The following is an 18,886-nucleotide window of genomic DNA, read 5'->3' on the forward strand; positions in this document are numbered from 1 at the left end:
ATATTGGATTTTGGTGTATTGTAGTGAAAAAGTGTGTGTAAAATAAACTTTTAGAAAATAATTGAAAAATCATGATACAAAACCATTGATTACCTTAGGGGGGTATGGTAAGATGTAATTGTGATTAACAAACAATGAATAAACAAGAGGAGGATTTTAAATGGAACAGTTAACATTACAGGTTGAAGGTATGTCTTGTGGACATTGTGTAAATGCTATCGAAAGCAGTGTGAAAGAGCTAAACGGTGTTGAACAAGTGAAGGTTCAATTAGCAGAAGGAACTGTTGAAGTTACTATCGACTCGTCTGCCGTAACATTAAAAGATATCGTTGCTGTAATCGAAGACCAAGGATACGATGTTCAATAATTATTTTTAGATATGGAAATAAATCGTACTTTAAATGAAGTACGATTTATTTTGCTAATCATTATACCTCATAAGGGTATATAGAGGTGAGAGACATGAATGAAAAAAAAGAGGCCAATCTTCAAATATCAGGAATGACATGTGCGGCATGTGCAAATAGAATTGAAAAAGGTCTAAAAAAAGTAGAAGGTGTTCATGAGGCAAATGTAAATTTTGCGCTTGAAAAAACAAAAATAATGTACGATCCAACTAAAACAAATCCGCAACAATTTAAAGAAAAAGTTGAATCATTAGGATATGGAATTGTAAGTGATAAAGCTGAATTTACTGTTTCAGGAATGACATGTGCAGCATGTGCAAATAGAGTTGAAAAGCGTTTAAATAAGTTAGATGGTGTGAACAAGGCGACAGTAAATTTTGCTTTAGAATCAGCCACAGTAGACTTTAACCCTGATGAAGTTAATGTAAATGAAATGAAGAGCGCGATTACGAAGCTAGGATATAAATTAGAAGTGAAACCAGATGATCAAGATGCATCAACTGATCATCGATTACAAGAAATTGAAAGACAAAAGAAGAAGTTTATTATTTCGTTTATTTTATCTTTCCCATTATTATGGGCAATGGTTAGTCATTTCTCATTTACGTCATTTATTTATTTACCAGATATGTTAATGAACCCTTGGGTGCAACTAGCACTTGCAACTCCTGTTCAATTTATCATTGGTGGACAGTTTTATGTTGGGGCTTATAAAGCGTTACGCAATAAAAGTGCTAATATGGATGTTCTCGTGGCACTTGGAACGTCGGCCGCGTATTTCTATAGTGTATATTTAAGTATTCAATCTATTGGTTCTTCGGAACATATGACAGATTTATATTTTGAAACGAGTGCGGTACTTATTACATTAATTATTTTAGGTAAATTATTTGAAGCGAAAGCAAAAGGGCGCTCATCAGAAGCAATTAAAAAATTGATGGGTTTACAAGCGAAGACAGCTACAGTTGTGCGAGATGGAACAGAAATAAAAATTTTGATTGAAGAAGTAGTAGCTGGTGATATCGTCTATGTAAAGCCTGGTGAAAAAATACCAGTAGATGGTGAGATTGTAGAAGGAAAATCAGCGATTGATGAATCGATGTTAACGGGTGAAAGTATTCCTGTTGATAAGTCAATTGGGGATGTAGTAATAGGTTCGACAATAAATAAAAATGGTTTTTTAAAAGTGAAAGCAACTAAAGTAGGCAGAGATACTGCATTAGCTCAAATCATTAAAGTAGTAGAAGAGGCACAAGGTTCAAAAGCTCCTATTCAAAGGGTAGCGGATCAAATTTCAGGTATTTTTGTACCGGTTGTAGTTGTGATTGCGATTATCACATTTGCAGTATGGATGATATTTGTTACACCTGGTGATTTTGGCGGAGCACTTGAGAAAATGATAGCAGTACTTGTTATCGCTTGTCCATGTGCATTAGGTCTTGCAACGCCTACATCTATTATGGCAGGATCAGGAAGATCGGCTGAGTATGGTATTTTATTTAAAGGTGGAGAGCATTTAGAAGCAACGCACCGATTAGATACAGTTATTCTAGATAAAACAGGTACTGTGACAAACGGAAAGCCTGTGTTAACAGATATAATTGTAGCAGATGGATTCCATGAAGAAGAAATACTACGTTTAGTAGGTGCGGCAGAAAAAAATTCTGAACACCCACTTGCAGAAGCGATTGTGGAAGGAATTAGAGAAAAGAAAATTGATATTCCAAGTTCAGAAACGTTTGAAGCGATTCCTGGATTTGGTATCGAATCAGTCGTAGAAGGAAAACAATTATTAATTGGCACACGTCGATTAATGAAGAAATTCAATATTGATATTGAAGAAGTTTCAAAATCAATGGAAGAGCTAGAACGAGAAGGAAAAACAGCAATGCTTATTGCAATCGATAAAGAATATGCTGGTATAGTTGCCGTTGCAGATACTGTGAAAGATACTTCAAAAGCAGCTATCGCAAGACTGAAAAAAATGGGTCTAGACGTTGTGATGATTACAGGAGATAATACACAAACTGCTCAGGCGATTGCAAAGCAAGTTGGTATTGATCACGTAATTGCAGAAGTATTGCCAGAAGGAAAAGCAGAAGAAGTGAAAAAACTGCAAGCAAATGGTAAGAAAGTAGCGATGGTTGGAGATGGGATAAATGATGCTCCTGCTCTTGCTACAGCGAACATTGGTATGGCAATTGGAACGGGAACGGATGTAGCGATGGAAGCAGCGGATATAACGTTAATCCGCGGTGATTTAAATAGTATTGCTGATGCGATCTTTATGAGTAAAATGACGATAAGAAATATTAAACAAAATTTATTCTGGGCATTAGCTTATAACGCGTTAGGAATTCCAATTGCGGCATTAGGTTTCTTAGCCCCTTGGGTTGCTGGAGCAGCGATGGCATTTAGTTCTGTATCCGTTGTATTAAATGCATTACGATTACAAAGAGTTAAATTAAAATCTTAAAAAGCTACATTAAGTAATTGAATAGAATTAAAAAACAATACTTTGAATAAGTATTGTTTTTTTGTTCGTATAGAAATTAAAACGATATAATAAAGAAGAATTATGGAATCGTATATAGTAGAAAAGTTAAGAGGTAGTTTGGTAAGGAGACTTATATATGTTAAAAGATATTATAATTAGAACATTTCAGAAAGAAGATTTAAATCAAGTATTACAATTGTTCTATGAAACAGTTCATACGGTTAATGCAAAAGATTATAATGAGTTACAGCTACAGGCGTGGGCACCGGAGCGACTAGATAGAGAAAATTGGTTACAGTCTTTAGAAAAGAATATTAGCTATGTAGCGGATCATAAAGGTATGATTGTGGGGTTTGGGGATTATAACGATGATCGTTACGTAGATCGTTTATTTACGCATAAAGATTATCAAGGGAAAAGAGTCGCTTCATACATACTACAGAAGTTAGAAAAAGAAGCAGTGAACTTGGGACATAGGGAGATATATACAGAGGCGAGCATTACCGCAAAACCTTTTTTTGAAAGTAAAAATTTTATTTGCATAAAAGAACAAAAGAAACAGCATAATGGTCAGATTTTTATTAATTATGTAATGAAAAAATATCCTTCTCATAAATGAGAAGGATATTTTTTCATTATTTTACAGCTTCTTTTAGTTCTTTACCAGCTTTGAAAGCAGGTACTTTAGAAGCTGCGATTTGCATTTCTTCACCAGTTTGTGGGTTACGGCCTGTACGAGCAGCTCTTTCGCGAACTTCGAATGTACCGAATCCGATAAGTTGTACTTTTTCACCAGCAGCTAAAGTGTTAGTGATTGATTCTACTACAGTTTGTACAACTACAGTAGCTTCTTTTTGAGAAATCTCAGCATTTTGTGCTACGTTTTTAATTAATTCTGTTTTGTTCATGTTTTTCACCTCATATGTAAATAATGCTATTTAAGTTGTTATTATAACGTATAAAACATTCGAGAACAAGTGTACGTACATATATTCGCAAAAAAAATGAAATTTGTAATATTTTTAGGGTTCTTTATACACATTCTATTTAAGCCGACAGGGATTTGTTCTTCATTTCAGTCTTCTCTTGATAAGAAGATAGTTTCTTATTATAAGATATGAAGTAAGGTAGTGCTACAAATAACATACCTCCTACTAAATTTCCAAAGAAAACAAAAATAAAGTTTGGAAAATATTCAGCCCAAGTGAAATGACCGGCAAAAATTGCGGCTGGGATGACAAACATATTGGCTACAACGTGTTGAAATCCAATCGCAACAAAAGTCATAACTGGGAACCAAATACCGATAATCTTTCCGATAAATTCTTTACTTCCCATACTGAGCCAAACAGCTAAACAAACGAGCCAATTACATCCGATTGCAGAAATAAATGCTTGCAATGGTGTATCTTGTAGTTTCACTTGAGCGATAGAAATAGTTTTCGCTAAAAAAGCTCCTTCAGTTAAGCCGACGATATGACCGAAAAAATAGGCTACGAATACAGCTCCTATGAAATTGCTAAATGTAACAATAACTAAATTTTGTATGAAATAAAATAAAGTAATTTTCTTTTGGAGCCAGGCCATAGAAACTGTCATCATGTTACCAGTTACTAGTTCACCGCCTGCAAGAATAACGAGAATAAGACCGATAGGGAATACAGCAGCGCCTAGAAAACTAGAAAATGATCCCCAATATTTTGGCATTGTTCCAATAACATGAATATCGAGTAAATACCCTAATGCGATAAAAGCACCGCCAAAAAAACCGAGAATTAGCATAGGGAGTAATGATAAATGAGCTTTTTTCCTTCCGGAATTAGCAGCAAGTTCCGTAATTTCTTCTGGTGTAAATACAGACATGAATAACCCCTCCGTAATAAAATGATGGAATGAATAGAAAAAGATTCGAAAATATATGTATTATAAAAATATGGTATGACTTCTGTATAAAATTGTCAAAGTGAATAGGGAGGAAATTACATATTAATAACATTGTTCATGTTGTCACATTAATGTAACAATAAGGATTTAAAGTGTTTCTAGAGGTGAAAACATGAATACGAATCATGTAAAAAAAGAACGAAAAAAATCAATCGTAAAGATATTTATTATTAGTTTTATAAGTATATTAATGATACTAGTAAGTTTGTATTATTATGCGACAGAAATAGAACGAAAACTAGTAACAGTTACATGGAATGAAATAGAAGCTTCTGCAATTCCTAAAGAATTTAATAATAAAAAAATATTACAGTTTTCAGATGTACATTTAGGGCCAGAGTTTACATTGAAGCAACTTGAACATTTGGTGGAGAAGATGAATGAATTACATCCAGATATAGTAGTTTTTACCGGAGATTTAATAGATAAATTTGGGTCTTATAGTGCAGAAAGAGAAGAAGCGAAGGCTATTTTGCAGAAAATTTACGCTCCCTTAGGGAAATATGCTGTGTTTGGGAATCATGATAGGGGCGGGGGCGGTAGTTTATTTTACAAAAAATATATGGAGGAAGCTGGTTTTTCTGTATTAGTAAATGAAGTGCAGAAAATTAAAGTGGAAAACGGCAAATATATTACAATATCAGGTTTGGATGATTTTCTATTAGGGAAGCCGAAAATAGATTCAACTTTAAAAAACTTGAAACAAAATGATTTCAACATGTTATTAGTACATGAGCCGGATGTTGTAACCAAAATAAATCGTTACCCAGTTGATCTTCAACTGTCAGGACATAGTCACGGAGGACAAGTCCAAATCCCTTTTGTAGGTCCGTTAATTACTACCAAACTAGCTGAGAGCTATGTTGAAGGTATGTATGAAGTGGAGGGGAAGAGTAAGCAGTTATATTTATATGTAAATCGTGGTATTGGGACTACTAGGATGCCTGTTAGATTTTGTAGTGTACCTGAACTTTCAGTTTTTGTGTTGAAGCAAAAGAGTGACTAGAATATTTAACAATATGATTCGGAGGAACGTGCGATGTTGGGCGATGGAAAACAGTTTCTTAAAACTTTAGATGTGACAAAGTAATTTTCATAAATAAAAAACAACAATAGGACCTATAAAGGGTCCTATTGCTGTTTTTATCCTGCATTGATTGCCCATAAATGTCCGATTGAAGGGGGCTAATTATAGTTTTACTTTGTTATTTTTGCAAGGAAAGACCATCAAAATATGTTCTATAGTTATTTGAGAATTCGAAGTTGTTTTTTGCATCCCAATTAATAGACCAAGACATTAGGCCGCGGAATGCAGGATAGCCACTCTGGTTAGAAAGTTTATACTTTCCTCCGAACGGAACTCCTTTAATGATATAATTTAAAGCTTTTTTCATTTCAGTTGGCGAAATGTATCCACCACTTGGAGCTGCCGCTGGTGCTGCTGGAAGCCCAATCATGACTTGATCTGAACGAAGAGCTGGGAAAATGTTATTTGCATTACCACCTACAGGAAAACCATGTAAGAGCATATCTGCCATAGCGACCTCGTAGTCTGCAGTACCTTGATTGTAGTTATTACCGTCCATTCCAATCCCGCTACCAGCGTTGTAGTGTTGAACATGAATGTATGTTAGTTTATCTTTCACTCCGTAAATAATTGGTAAATATGCACCCCATATGCTTCCATATGCGCTATAACCGCCTTGAACATAAGCTGTTTCAGGAGCCATGCTTAATAGAAAATCTGGACCATAATGATCTGAGATTGTTCGAATAGCTGATATAAGATTTACGATTTGGGGAGTAGTTGGATTTTTGAAATTAGTGTCATTTCCGTTTAAGTAAATACCTGATTCAAGGTCAATATCTATTCCATCAAAACCGTATTTATCGATTAGAGACTGTATGGAATTAATAAAACGATCCTTAGCGGCATTGTCAGGAAGTAAAACGACTCCATTTTGTCCACCTATTGAAAGAACTACTTTCTTTCCTTTACTTTTTAAATAAGAAATATCTGATTTGAAGTCTGCATCTGTACCATACACAGGAGAAAATTCAACAGTGGAACGATCACCACCAGTTTCACCAAAAGATACATTGATTACATCCCATTTTGGTGAAACGTCTTTTAATTTAATAATGCCAGTACCGTTATCAAAGTTATGCCAGTATCCAACGAGTAATTTTGAACCTAAATTGTTTGCTGCTTGTGCTTGGAAAGGGGATAGCGGTAGAAGTAAGAACATTACTAAAATACAACAAAAAAATTTGAACTTGTTTAACATATCAACACTCCTATACAAAAAGTTGTCTAGATGTATAATCTTGTTTATTTAATGATATCTGAAAATTCTTTCTTTTGTAAGAGGACTATAATTTTCTCAACAATTGTGTATGGGAGAGTATTAAACCTAATGTAATAATTTTTGAAGAAGGTTGAATTGAAATTGTTAAATTCAGAATATTTTGATATATTTTAAAGTATAGGACAAAATCTTTCGCACAGTACTCTTACATAAATTTCAAAATTTAGTTTGGAAGGGGATGTACAAGATTTGGATAAAAATCTAAAGAAAGACCTCAAAATACGCCACATTACAATGATTTCAATTGGCGGCGTAATAGGGGCTGGTTTGTTTGTTGGAAGTGGTGCAGTTGTACATTCGGCAGGACCAGGTTCTATCGTTTCATATGCATTAGCAGGACTTCTAGTCATTTTCGTCATGAGAATGCTAGGAGAAATGGCAGCTGTTAATCCGACAAGTGGTTCATTTGCAACGTATGCAAGAGAAGCGATTGGTCCTTGGGCGGGTTATACAATAGGCTGGTTATACTGGTTTTTTTGGGTAATTGTTATTGCAATAGAAGCCACAGCAGGTGCTGGTATTATCCAATATTGGATTCCACAAATACCGCTTTGGTTATTAAGTTTAATATTAACAATTTTATTAACGCTGACGAACGTTTTTTCGGTGAAATCATTTGGAGAGTTTGAATATTGGTTTTCTTTTATTAAAGTAATAAGTATTGTTTTGTTCCTTTGTCTAGGTCTTGCTGTTATTTTAGGATTTGTTCCAGGAACAGAAGCACCTGGCACTTCGAATTTAATTGGACAAGGTGGATTTATGCCAAACGGTATAAGTTCGGTCCTGCTTGGAATTACTGTTGTTATATTTTCATTTATGGGATCAGAGATTGTAGCAGTAGCCGCAGGTGAATCTGCAGAACCTGTAAAAGCAGTAAAAACAGCAACAAACAGTGTGATTTGGCGTATTCTTGTATTTTTTATTGGGTCTATAGCGGTAGTTGTCACGCTACTGCCATGGAATTCAGCAAACATATTAAAAAGTCCATTTGTAGCTGTACTTGAACATATAGGAATACCAGCGGCAGCACAAATTATGAATTTTATCGTTTTAACAGCTGTACTTTCTTGCTTAAATTCAGGCTTATATACAAATTCAAGAATGCTTTTTTCAATGGCAGAAAGAGGAGATGCTCCAAAGTCATTTTTAAAATTGAACAGTAGTGGTGTTCCCGTTCGAGCGGTTTTATTTGGAACTTTCTTCGCTTATATTGGAGTTGTGTTTAGTTACATTTCTCCAGATAAAGTCTTTTTGTTTTTAGTGAATGCATCTGGCGGGATTGCGTTACTAGTTTATCTCGTTATTGCAGTTTCGCATTTAAAGATGCGTAAAAAAATGGGGAAAGTAGAACAACAAAATTTGAAAGTGAAAATGTGGCTTTTTCCGTATGTAACGTATGTTACAATTGCTGCTATTATAGCAGTTTTAGTTGCGATGTTCGCAATTGATACTTTACGTTCACAAGCATTTTTAACAATGTTTGTTACTGTTCTTATAATACTTTCTTATTTTATTTTTAATAGAAATAAAAATATCACAGTTTTGCATCCTAAAAGTAAGAATGAGGAATCTGTTCGATTCTAATTTTCTTATTTTCGAAGAGAGTTACACCCAATCATTGCTATAAAAGAATCATATATAATCATAGAAACAAGTAATTACTATTGTCATAGTGAATATAAACTTTTTTCTTGACTTTTTATACGAAGGCGAGCAAAATGGTAAAAAAGGAAGGGGGGATGATGATGGAAGAGTATGTATTAGAGCTGTATAACCTGTTATATACGACAGAATGGCAAGATATTGTTTCGTTTCTAGGAATCGTATTTTGCATGAAAATTGTAATTGTATATATGGAAGAGCAAGGTATGTTCTATTCCTTCTCATCTCCGTTCGATGTGCAGCGCGAGCCGTTGCTAAACTATGCCAATGTGAATTACGAACAATTTCCTTTTGTAGTTTTCTTTATGATTCGATTTATTACAGCAATTGTAAGGAAAAAGGAAAGTGACGATGAAGAGTGCCACTCAACTTGTAATATAGCGAATGTTTTTTAAGCTAAATACAAGGAGGAGATTTATATGTGGTTTCGATTTCTTATGATTGGTTTCTTTTCATTAACAGCAATTTCATTAATGGGATATCAAGTGTCTGAAATTTTTCAAGCATATAGCGATACATTTTTTAACAAAAACTAATCGCATTGCTATTTGAATAATAAAGCGATAAAATCCTTCTTAAGAAGTTTTATTAAGAAGGATTTTTTTCTTTGTCTGGTCTTGCTGTGTCAAACTATTGTCACATTTACACTGTGAATAATATGTTAAAATAGTGAGGTTATGTATACATACTTGAAGGAAGAGGGAGTGACCATTTTGGTGGATCAATCAACAAATCAGAAAAGCTATGCTCCTATTGTGATAACGCTTTCTGTAATTGTAAATGCGATTATTTTATTTTTGTTCTTTGGACCTGTTGGCTATGAAGGAGAAGTACATTTTGATGTAACGATTTTACCAATGTTAAACGCGATTTTTAATAGCTTTACGTTCGTATTTTTATTAGCAGCGTTATTCTCTATTATTAAAAAGAATGTGAAAATGCATCGTGGTTTTATCCTAGCAGCATTTACGACAACTTTACTATTTTGTGTGTCGTATTTATCGTATCATTACTTAGCGCCGGCAACACATTTTGGCGGAGAAGGATTCATTAAATATGTGTATTTCATCATTTTAATTACACATATTATCCTAGCAGCAATTATCGTACCACTTGCATTGTTTGCGCTTGTATTTGGTTTTACAAATCAATTAACACGTCACCGTAAAATTGTACGTTGGACGATGCCGATTTGGTTATATGTAAGTTTATCTGGTGTTATTGTTTACTTAATGATCTCACCTTATTACCAATAAAAAAATCTCAGCCTGTAGGCTGGGATTTTTTTATTAAGCAAATATTTTTGTGAAATGAAAAAAATATGGTATACAAAAGTATAGTTGCTTTTCATATAGAAGGGATGGTAAAGAAATATGCAAAATTTTGTATTTCGTAATCCAACGAAACTTATTTTCGGTAAAGGTCAATTAGAACAGCTAAAAACTGAAATTCCACAGTTCGGTAAAAAAGTTCTTCTCGTATACGGGGGAGGCAGCATTAAAAGAAACGGTATTTATGATAATGTAATTTCTATTTTAAAGGATATTAATGCAGAAGTATTTGAATTAACAGATGTTGAACCGAATCCACGTGTATCAACTGTAAAGAAAGGGATTCAAATTTGTAAAGAGAATGGTGTTGAATTTATTTTAGCAGTTGGTGGAGGAAGTGTAATCGACTGTACGAAGGCAATTGCAGCTGGTAGTAAGTACGATGGAGATGTATGGGATATTGTAACGAAAAAAACATTTGCTAATGAGGCATTACCATTTGGTACTGTACTTACTCTTGCAGCAACAGGATCTGAAATGAATGCAGGCTCGGTAATTACAAACTGGGAAACGAATGAAAAGTATGGATGGGGTAGCCCGGTTACTTTCCCGCAGTTTTCGATTTTAGATCCAGTTCATACTACTTCTGTACCGAAAGATCAAACAATTTACGGTATGGTAGATATTATGTCGCACGTATTAGAACAATATTTCCATCATGGAACGAATACAGAACTACAAGATCGTTATTGTGAAGCTGTTTTAAAAACAGTAATTGAGACAGCTCCTAAGCTTTTAAATGATTTAGAAAATTATGAGCATAGAGAAACTGTTTTATATTGTGGTACTATGGCGTTAAACGGCATTTTAGCAATGGGAGTAAAAGGAGATTGGGCCACTCATAATATTGAGCATGCAGTTTCTGCTGTTCATGATATACCACACGGGGGTGGCCTTGCGATTTTATTCCCGAACTGGATGAAGCATGTTGTAGAGGAAAATGTAAGTCGTTTTAAACAGTTCGCTATTCGTGTATTTGATATAGAAACAGGTGGTAAAACAGATAAAGAAGTGGCGTTAGAAGGAATTGAGGCACTGCGTCAATTTTGGACTTCAATTGAGGCGCCAGTAACATTATCTGATTACGCTATTGGAGAAAATGAAATTGATTTAATGGCGGATAAAGCGATGGCGTATGGTGAATTTGGTAACTTTAAAAAATTAAATAAAGATGATGTTTTAAGTATATATAAAGCTTCTTTATAAGTGAATTTAGAAAAGAAACCTATTTGATTGTTTGATCGAATAGGTTTCTTTTTGCTGTTTATAAACGTTTTTGGATGTTTTTGATTATTTTTGATTGTTTACGGTTGATTTTTGTGACCGTTTTCATTATACTGTAATCAAAGAAGAGGTGAATAAAATGTTAACTCCTGAACGTCATCAAATGATATTGCAACTTGTAAAAGAACAGAAAGTTGTAAAATTACAGCAATTAGTTGAAAGAACAGAAAGCTCTGAATCGACAATTCGCCGTGATTTAGCGCAATTGGAAAAGCAAAGGTTATTAAAAAGAGTTCATGGTGGTGCCGCTGTTTTAACAGGAAAAGGGCAAGAACCAACGATGGTTGAAAAATCATCCAAAAACATTCAAATAAAACAACAAATTGCTAAGTATGCGGCTAGCGTTATTGAACAAGGTGATTGTATTTATTTAGATGCAGGAAGTACAACATTTGAAATGATTCCATTTTTAATAAATAAAGATGTTACTGTCGTTACGAATGGACTTATGCATATTGAAGCTTTAGTTGAAAATAATATTCGTGCGTATTTACTAGGCGGAATGATGAAGAGTAGGACGAAAGCTTTAATCGGTGCTATGGCACAGGAAAGTATGCAGAAGTATCGTTTTGATAAATGTTTTTTAGGTGCAAATGGTGTACATGAACAGCTTGGCTTTACAACGCCAGATCCAGAAGAAGCGCTCTTAAAACAAATGGCATTAACATTAGCAAACGAAGGATATTTCTTAATTGATGAAAGTAAGTTTTCAGAAGTTGCGTTTGCGAAAATTGCAAATGTTGAAGATGCAAATATTATTACAAACCATTTAGAAATTGATTTAGAAAAATATAAACAACAAACCAATGTAATTGAGGCTGATAAACAATGATCTATACAGTTACTTTAAACCCATCTATTGATTATGTAGTGCAAGTTTCTTCCTTTGATTTAGGAACAATAAATCGAGCGGAAAAAGATATGAAGTTTCCTGGAGGAAAAGGAATTAATGTTTCTCGTGTTCTTCAGCGTTTAGGTGTTAAAAATATAGCACTTGGATTTACTGGTGGATTTACTGGTCAATTTATTAAAGAGGTATTACAGACGGAAGGTGTAACAACAAACTTCGTCCAAGTAGATGAAGATACTCGCATTAATGTGAAAATAAAAGGGGAAGAAGAAACAGAATTAAATGGCCAAGGTCCTATTGTAACAAAAGAGCAGTTCGAACAGTTAATGAAAAAAATTGAGAGTATGCAACCTGGAGATTGTGTTGTACTTGCTGGGAGTGTACCAGTTTCTATTCCAAGTACCTTTTACGAATCAATTGCTGCGTTTGGAGCTGAAAAAGGTATTCGTGTAGTAGTAGATGCAAGTGGAAGTGCACTGCAACATGTAATTAAAAATAAGCCATTTTTAATTAAGCCAAACCACCATGAACTTGGTGAGTTGTTTGGAGTGGAGCTTTCAACAGTAGAGGACGTTTTACCTTATGGAAGAAAATTAATTGAACAAGGTGTAAAACACGTTATCGTATCGATGGCTGGAGAGGGAGCTTTATTATTTACGGCAGAAGGTATATATGAAGCGACTGTTCCAAAAGGTGTTGTAATTAATTCAGTTGGGGCCGGGGATTCTCTTGTTGCAGGGTTTGTAGGCAAATATGAACAGACAAAAGATATTGAAAAGGCATTTCAATACGGCGTTGCAACAGGGAGTGCAACAGCATTTTCAGCTGATTTATGTAAGAAGGAAAAAGTAGAAGAATTATTGTCGCAAGTAATTGTAGCTAAGCGATAGGGGGAAGCAACATATGAAAATTACAGAACTATTAAAAAGGGATACAGTCATTATGGATTTGACAGCTTCAAATAAAGAAGCTGTCATAGATGAATTAGTTGAGAAATTAAACGGGGCAAATCGTTTAAATAGTAAAACGGAATTTAAAGAAGCTATTTTAAAGCGGGAGTCCCAAAGTACGACTGGAATAGGGGAAGGTATTGCAATACCTCATGCGAAGACAAAGGCTGTTAAACAACCATCGATTTGTTTTGGTAGAAGTGTAAGCGGTATCAATTATGAGTCGCTTGACGGACAGCCAGCACACTTATTCTTTATGATTGCTGCAAGTGAAGGAGCGAATAATACTCATTTAGAAACGTTGTCTCGTTTATCGACATTATTAATGGATGAAGGATTTCGCAAGCAACTATTAGAAGCAAAGGATGAAAGTGAGCTTCTTCAACTATTTGATGAAAAAGAGAATGAAAAAGAAGAAGAGACTGAAGTCGCAAAACCAGAAGGAAATGAACCGTACGTACTTGCTGTTACAGCTTGTCCAACTGGAATCGCTCACACATATATGGCAGCGGATAGCTTAAAAGCAAAAGCGACAGAGTTAGGAATAGCGATTAAAGTTGAAACAAACGGATCAACAGGTATTAAAAACGGTTTAACGAAAGAGGATATTGAACGTGCAACAGCTATTATTGTTGCGGCGGATAAACAAGTAGAAATGAATCGTTTTGCTGGTAAACATGTCATTCAAGTGCCAGTTGCTGATGGGATTCGAAAAACGGAAAATCTGCTTAAGCGAGCTGTCAAACAAGATGCACCAATCTTTAAAGGTGTAAAAGAGGACGGGAAATCAGAAAGTATTGAGGGAGAAAAAGGATTAGGAATTTATAAGCATTTAATGAGCGGTGTAAGTAATATGCTTCCATTCGTTGTTGGCGGCGGGATTTTAATAGCGCTAGCGTTTTCGTTTGGTGGTATAAAGGCGGAAGGTCCTTTAGCTGAATTGTTCATGTCAATTGGTGGAGGAAAAACAGGTGCGTTTTTATTCCTTGTACCAATTTTAGCTGGATTTATTGCAAGTTCTATCGCTGATCGTCCTGGTTTTATGCCTGGTGTTGTAGGTGGATTTTTAGCGGCGAATGCGAATGCTGGATTTTTAGGTGGGTTAATTGCTGGTTTCTTAGCTGGATATGTTGTTTTAGGGTTGAAAAGATTATTTTCAGGACTACCAGTACAATTAGAAGGAATTAAACCTGTATTGTTATATCCAGTCTTTGGATTATTGATTACAGGAGTTGTAATGCAAAAAGTAGTAATTCCGCCTGTAGTAGCATTAAATGAAATGTTGACAGGGTGGTTAAATGGTTTAAACGGTACGAATGCTATATTACTAGGTCTTATTTTAGGTGGTATGATGGCAATTGATATGGGGGGGCCAATTAATAAAGCGGCATTTACGTTTGGTATTGCTGCAATAGAAGCACAGAATTTTGGAGTGCACTCAGCAGTTATGGCTGGTGGGATGGTACCGCCACTTGCGATTGCATTCGCAACTACATTCTTTAAATCAAAGTTTACAGAAGCGGAACGTAAATCTGGTTTAACCAATTATATTATGGGAGCATCGTTCATTACAGAAGGTGCGATTCCGTTTGCTGCTGCAGATCCGGTTCGAGTAATCGTAAGTTGTGTTGTTGGTTCAAGTATTGCAGGTGCGTTATCTATGTTATTCCAAATTACATTACCGGCACCGCATGGTGGATTATTTGTAATAGCGTTAGTAAATAAACCGTTACTATATATTTTCTCTATATTAATTGGAACAATTGTTTCGGCTGTTATGCTAGGTGTTTGGAAAAAGAAAGTTCAATAACAAATAAAAAGAGAGCAGTTTTTAGTAGCTGCTCTCTTTTTATTACAAAAAAATAGGTTAACAATTGAATATTGATGTTTTTTGGTAAAATATGTAACGAATTGTTACTTTTTTGTAACAAAAAAGTAACACTGTAATTTTTTCTGGAAAAAAGTTCTTGTGCTCGTATATGAAAAATATATGAAAACCACTGGAGATTGTATGAGGAATACATTTTATTAATATGGAAATTTATGTTACAACTCGTTAATCGTATATTACGAATGCTTTGTAATTGTGTGATTTCTAAAAATTCTAAAAATCTGTTGCTATAATGAAAATACGAAAACAAAGCAAATGGAGGCTATTCATGAAAAAATTATTAGGTATAGCAACAGCAGCAGTTTTTGGTCTTGGGATTTTTGCGGGTTCTGCTAAAGCGGAAACAATTGTAACAACAGACGTATTAAATGTTAGAGAAAACCCAAATGTAGAGTCAAAGCTTGTAGGTAAAGTGTTCAGTGGGAATACACTAGATGTTATAAATACAGAAAATGGATGGACAAAAATTAAGTTGAACGGTAAGGAAGCGTTTGTAAGTGCCGATTTTACAAAGAGCACATATTATGTAACGGCGGGCGTATTAAATGTTCGTGCTGGAGCGAATACTGATTCTGAAATTTTAGGTAAACTTAATAAAAATGATGTGATTGAAACGACGAATCAAGTTCAAAATGAATGGTTACAATTCGACTACAATGGAAAAGTTGGATATGTTCACGTGCCATTTTTAACAGGAACAGCACCTGTAATCGAAAAGAAAGAGGTTGTAGCTCAAGAAGAAGCGCCAGCTAGAACAAATACGCCAGTTAAAAATAATACAGTAGTTAAGAATAAAGAGTCTGTTAAGAGTAACGATTCTATTAAGAATGTAGAATCAAGTAAACCTGTGGTAAAAGAAAAACCGGCTGCAAAACCAGTTGCAAAATCTACTGAAACAAGTGCGCCTACTGGTGGTCGTGAAATTACAGTAGAAGCGACGGCATATACAGCAGATCCGAGTGAGAATGGTTCGTATGGTGGTCGTGTATTAACTGCAATGGGGCATGATTTAACAGCAAATCCAAATATGAAAGTAATTGCTGTTGATCCGAAAGTAATTCCGCTTGGATCAAAAGTATGGGTAGAAGGATATGGAGAAGCGATTGCTGGAGACACCGGTGGTGCGATTAAAGGAAATCGTATTGATGTATTAGTCGGTTCAGATGGTAGTGCTAATAGCTGGGGGCGCAAATCTGTAAAAGTGAAAGTTATACAATAGGTTATCGATATTAATATAAAAAGCGGTTGCTTGAAACTATGTAAGCAGCCGCTTTTTATGGATTATTGAAATGGATAAATAGTTTTACCTGTGATAATTTTATATGCACTGCAAAATTGCGTTTGTATATATTCTGTATTTTTATTTTCTGGATGTAATGTTGTTTCATGGAGAGTAGAATGAAAAGCCCGTAGTAAACAATTTAGGGCGAAGTATAATTCCTCTTGTGAACAATTTTGTTCTTTTGTAGAAGTGGCTAAAATGAGGTCTTTTGTCAAAGATGAAAAATTGATGGTGGATTGTTTCATAGTTAACTCATCCTCTCGAAACTATTTTTATCATGTATATGCAGAATTGGACAAACTATGTTCTTTTTTCTGTGTAATTTCATGTACCGAAATGAAAGAACTTGCAATCATGCCGTTAAAATTGGTAAGATTGGGTATAATCAATAGATGGAGTATATTACATAAAGAGAGTTGAATGATATGGGAGAAGTGCAACGTGAAAAAGTTGCTGTCATCATTGGACCAACTGCTGTTGGAAAGACGAAGTTAAGTATCGATCTTGCCAAAGCGTTGAACGGTGAAATTATTAGTGGTGATTCCATGCAGATCTATCGAACGATGGATATTGGAACTGCAAAGGTAACAAAAGCAGAGATGGACGGAATTCCACATTATATGATCGATATAAAAAATCCGGAAGATTCATTTTCTGTCGCGGAATTTCAAGAACGTGTTCGCAAGCATATTCGAGAAATTACAGAACGTGGTAAATTACCAATTATAGTTGGTGGGACCGGTCTTTATATACAATCTGTTTTATTCGATTATCAGTTTACAGATGATGCTGGTGATGTGATATACCGAGAGCAAATGGAAAAGTTAGCTTTAGAACGCGGTGTGGAATATGTACATAAAAAATTGCAAGAAGTAGATCCAGAAAGTGCGGAGCGTATTCATGCAAATAATGCACGACGTGTCATTCGGGCGTTAGAAATTTTCCACATGACGGGTGAAAAAATGAGTGACCAAATTGAGAAACAAGAAAAAGAGTTACTCTATGATGTTTCATTAATTGGCTTGACAATGGATCGAGAAATGCTATACGATCGCATTAACTTACGAGTGGATTTGATGATGGAACAAGGCCTATTAGAGGAAGTAGAAGGGCTGTATAATAGAGGGATACGAGATTGTCAATCTATTCAAGCGATTGGATATAAAGAAATCTATGATTATTTTGAGAATCGAGCCTCTTTAGAAGATGCGGTGTCACAATTAAAGACGAATTCGCGTCGTTATGCAAAACGTCAATTAACGTGGTTCCGTAATAAAATGGATGTCACGTGGTTTGATGTTACAGACGGTGAAAAAACGTCAGAAATTTTACGATACATAGAAGGAAAGTTACAAGTAAAGTCGAATAATAGTAAGTAGAGAAAAAGAGGAGGATTCGACATGAAGCAATCAATCAATATTCAAGATCAGTTTTTAAATCAACTCCGTAAAGAAAATACGTTTGTTACGCTGTACTTATTAAATGGTTTCCAGCTTCGTGGATTAATTAAAGGATTTGATAATTTTACAGTCCTGCTGGAAACAGAAGGTAAGCAGCAGCTTATTTATAAACATGCAATTTCTACATTTGTACCACAAAAAAATGTTTCAATTGAATTAGAATAGTAATGAATTATTGTACATAACAAAAAAGAGCGAGTTTCCTCGCTCTTTTTTTATTTGTCATAAACAATATATGATGAAATTTAAGCGATTCTAAATACAGTAAGGCGGATATTAGTATTTCCTGTCGCAGGGATTGTAATCTCATTAAGAGTAGATTGGACAGAAATTCTTGCACCAGCTGCTAATGTTTCGATTGTAGTAAATGAAAGTGAGTCGCCTATTAAATTTGAAGAGAAATTATCAGTTGCGACTGCTCCATTAATTGAAATGCCTACTCCGAGTGGAGCGCATCCTGGCGCAGTTGTAGAAATGGATACGCTAATTACATAAATACCACCGTTAATAACAGTAACTGTATCTGTGCCGTTGAAGATAATATTGTTTACGTTAATTGCAGTACTAAAAATAAAGTTATTAAATTGCAGTACTGTTTGCTGAATATTGTTTGTTACAACAATTGTTGCTATAGGGAAGCTAGGTCCAGTTGGCCCAGTAGGTCCGGTAGGTCCACCAGAAGGTCCAGTAGGTCCAGTAACTCCTATGCCAGTAGCGCCGGTAGCACCCGTTGGTCCTTGAATGCCTTGAGGTCCGGTAGCGCCCGTGTTACCTTGAACACCCTGAGGTCCAGTAGCACCCGTGTTACCTTGAACGCCTTGAGGTCCAGTAGCGCCGGTAGCACCCGTGTTACCTTGAACACCTTGAGGTCCAGTGGCACCAGTAGCACCCGTGTTACCTTGAGCACCTTGAGGTCCAGTAGCACCCGTGTTGCCTTGAACACCCTGAGGTCCAGTAGC

At 35.2% G+C, this 18,886-nt stretch carries 19 protein-coding genes; 14 read left to right on the plus strand and 5 right to left on the minus strand.

The genetic code is table 11. The annotated features are described in order from the left end of the window. Positions 1-160: 160 nt before the first annotated feature. The 3 genes from copZ to HMAS_RS05905 all read left to right on the plus strand — a co-directional run bounded on the left by copZ (position 161) and on the right by HMAS_RS05905 (position 3,523). Positions 161-367, plus strand: coding sequence for a copper chaperone CopZ (gene copZ / locus HMAS_RS05895; RefSeq protein ID WP_000436973.1), 207 nt, complete (start codon positions 161-163; stop codon positions 365-367). A 95-nt stretch (positions 368-462) separates the two neighbouring features. After that, positions 463-2,883 (plus strand): heavy metal translocating P-type ATPase, encoded by a 2,421-nt coding sequence (locus HMAS_RS05900; RefSeq protein ID WP_065222999.1) that lies wholly within the window; start codon positions 463-465, stop codon positions 2,881-2,883. 157 nt (positions 2,884-3,040) lie between these two features. Beyond that, on the plus strand, positions 3,041-3,523 hold the full coding sequence (locus HMAS_RS05905) for a GNAT family N-acetyltransferase (protein ID WP_065223000.1): 483 nt from the start codon (positions 3,041-3,043) through the stop codon (positions 3,521-3,523). A 16-nt stretch (positions 3,524-3,539) separates the two neighbouring features. On the opposite strand, the gene HMAS_RS05910 is transcribed toward HMAS_RS05905, so the two are convergent. Both HMAS_RS05910 and HMAS_RS05915 read right to left on the minus strand, forming a co-directional pair. Continuing rightward, a complete protein-coding gene (locus tag HMAS_RS05910; protein WP_001043904.1) occupies positions 3,540-3,812 on the minus strand; it encodes an HU family DNA-binding protein in 273 nt (90 codons plus the stop codon). A 139-nt stretch (positions 3,813-3,951) separates the two neighbouring features. After that, a complete protein-coding gene (locus tag HMAS_RS05915; protein ID WP_116344716.1) occupies positions 3,952-4,767 on the minus strand; it encodes a formate/nitrite transporter family protein in 816 nt (271 codons plus the stop codon). A gap of 193 nt (positions 4,768-4,960) precedes the next feature. Here HMAS_RS05915 and HMAS_RS05920 point away from each other — a divergent pair, with 193 nt between their 5' ends. Continuing rightward, positions 4,961-5,854 (plus strand): metallophosphoesterase, encoded by an 894-nt coding sequence (locus HMAS_RS05920; RefSeq protein ID WP_071740065.1) that lies wholly within the window; start codon positions 4,961-4,963, stop codon positions 5,852-5,854. Between the two features lie 199 nt (positions 5,855-6,053). Here HMAS_RS05920 and HMAS_RS05925 read toward each other — a convergent pair whose 3' ends face one another. Further along, positions 6,054-7,136 (minus strand): chitinase, encoded by a 1,083-nt coding sequence (locus HMAS_RS05925; protein WP_000932436.1) that lies wholly within the window; start codon positions 7,134-7,136, stop codon positions 6,054-6,056. Between the two features lie 270 nt (positions 7,137-7,406). On the opposite strand from HMAS_RS05925, the gene gabP reads away from it, so the two are divergent. From gabP to entD, 8 genes are all read left to right on the plus strand, one after another. Next, positions 7,407-8,801, plus strand: a complete 1,395-nt coding sequence (gene gabP / locus HMAS_RS05935) for a GABA permease (protein ID WP_000360111.1) — start codon at positions 7,407-7,409, stop codon at positions 8,799-8,801. Between the two features lie 134 nt (positions 8,802-8,935). Next, positions 8,936-9,274 (plus strand): hypothetical protein, encoded by a 339-nt coding sequence (locus HMAS_RS05940; RefSeq protein ID WP_002026213.1) that lies wholly within the window; start codon positions 8,936-8,938, stop codon positions 9,272-9,274. Between the two features lie 318 nt (positions 9,275-9,592). After that, the gene (locus tag HMAS_RS05945) at positions 9,593-10,135 is read left to right on the plus strand and encodes a DUF420 domain-containing protein (RefSeq protein ID WP_000228315.1); all 543 of its coding nucleotides are present in this window, start codon (positions 9,593-9,595) and stop codon (positions 10,133-10,135) included. 117 nt (positions 10,136-10,252) lie between these two features. Beyond that, a complete protein-coding gene (locus tag HMAS_RS05950; RefSeq protein ID WP_098905935.1) occupies positions 10,253-11,416 on the plus strand; it encodes an iron-containing alcohol dehydrogenase in 1,164 nt (387 codons plus the stop codon). Positions 11,417-11,573: 157 nt separating this feature from the next. Next, complete coding sequence (locus HMAS_RS05955) at positions 11,574-12,326, plus strand: DeoR/GlpR family DNA-binding transcription regulator (protein WP_000957279.1); 753 nt, start codon at positions 11,574-11,576, stop codon at positions 12,324-12,326. After that, complete coding sequence (gene pfkB, locus HMAS_RS05960; protein ID WP_000640859.1) at positions 12,323-13,234, plus strand: 1-phosphofructokinase; 912 nt, start codon at positions 12,323-12,325, stop codon at positions 13,232-13,234. The genes HMAS_RS05955 and pfkB overlap by 4 nt, the downstream gene beginning before the upstream one ends. A gap of 13 nt (positions 13,235-13,247) precedes the next feature. Then, positions 13,248-15,104 (plus strand): PTS fructose transporter subunit IIABC, encoded by a 1,857-nt coding sequence (locus tag HMAS_RS05965; RefSeq protein WP_006922259.1) that lies wholly within the window; start codon positions 13,248-13,250, stop codon positions 15,102-15,104. A gap of 349 nt (positions 15,105-15,453) precedes the next feature. After that, positions 15,454-16,404 carry a cell wall-binding protein EntD gene (gene entD / locus HMAS_RS05970; protein WP_000734610.1) on the plus strand — a complete coding sequence of 317 codons (951 nt, stop codon included), beginning with the start codon at positions 15,454-15,456 and terminating at the stop codon, positions 16,402-16,404. Positions 16,405-16,466: 62 nt separating this feature from the next. Here entD and HMAS_RS05975 read toward each other — a convergent pair whose 3' ends face one another. Continuing rightward, entirely contained in the window at positions 16,467-16,712 is a 246-nt protein-coding gene (locus HMAS_RS05975) for a hypothetical protein (RefSeq protein WP_000814429.1), read from the minus strand. Positions 16,713-16,892: 180 nt separating this feature from the next. Here HMAS_RS05975 and miaA point away from each other — a divergent pair, with 180 nt between their 5' ends. Continuing rightward, complete coding sequence (miaA, locus tag HMAS_RS05980; RefSeq protein ID WP_006922262.1) at positions 16,893-17,846, plus strand: tRNA (adenosine(37)-N6)-dimethylallyltransferase MiaA; 954 nt, start codon at positions 16,893-16,895, stop codon at positions 17,844-17,846. Between the two features lie 21 nt (positions 17,847-17,867). Further along, positions 17,868-18,092 (plus strand): RNA chaperone Hfq, encoded by a 225-nt coding sequence (gene hfq, locus HMAS_RS05985; protein ID WP_000813896.1) that lies wholly within the window; start codon positions 17,868-17,870, stop codon positions 18,090-18,092. Positions 18,093-18,172: 80 nt separating this feature from the next. On the opposite strand, the gene HMAS_RS28020 is transcribed toward hfq, so the two are convergent. After that, on the minus strand, positions 18,173-18,886 hold a 714-nt coding region (locus HMAS_RS28020; protein ID WP_240325941.1), incomplete at its 5' end, for a Gly-Xaa-Xaa repeat protein.

The organism is Bacillus sp. HMA207, from assembly GCF_003402455.1.
In the GTDB taxonomy this organism is placed as follows: Bacteria; Bacillota; Bacilli; order Bacillales; family Bacillaceae_G; genus Bacillus_A; species Bacillus_A cereus.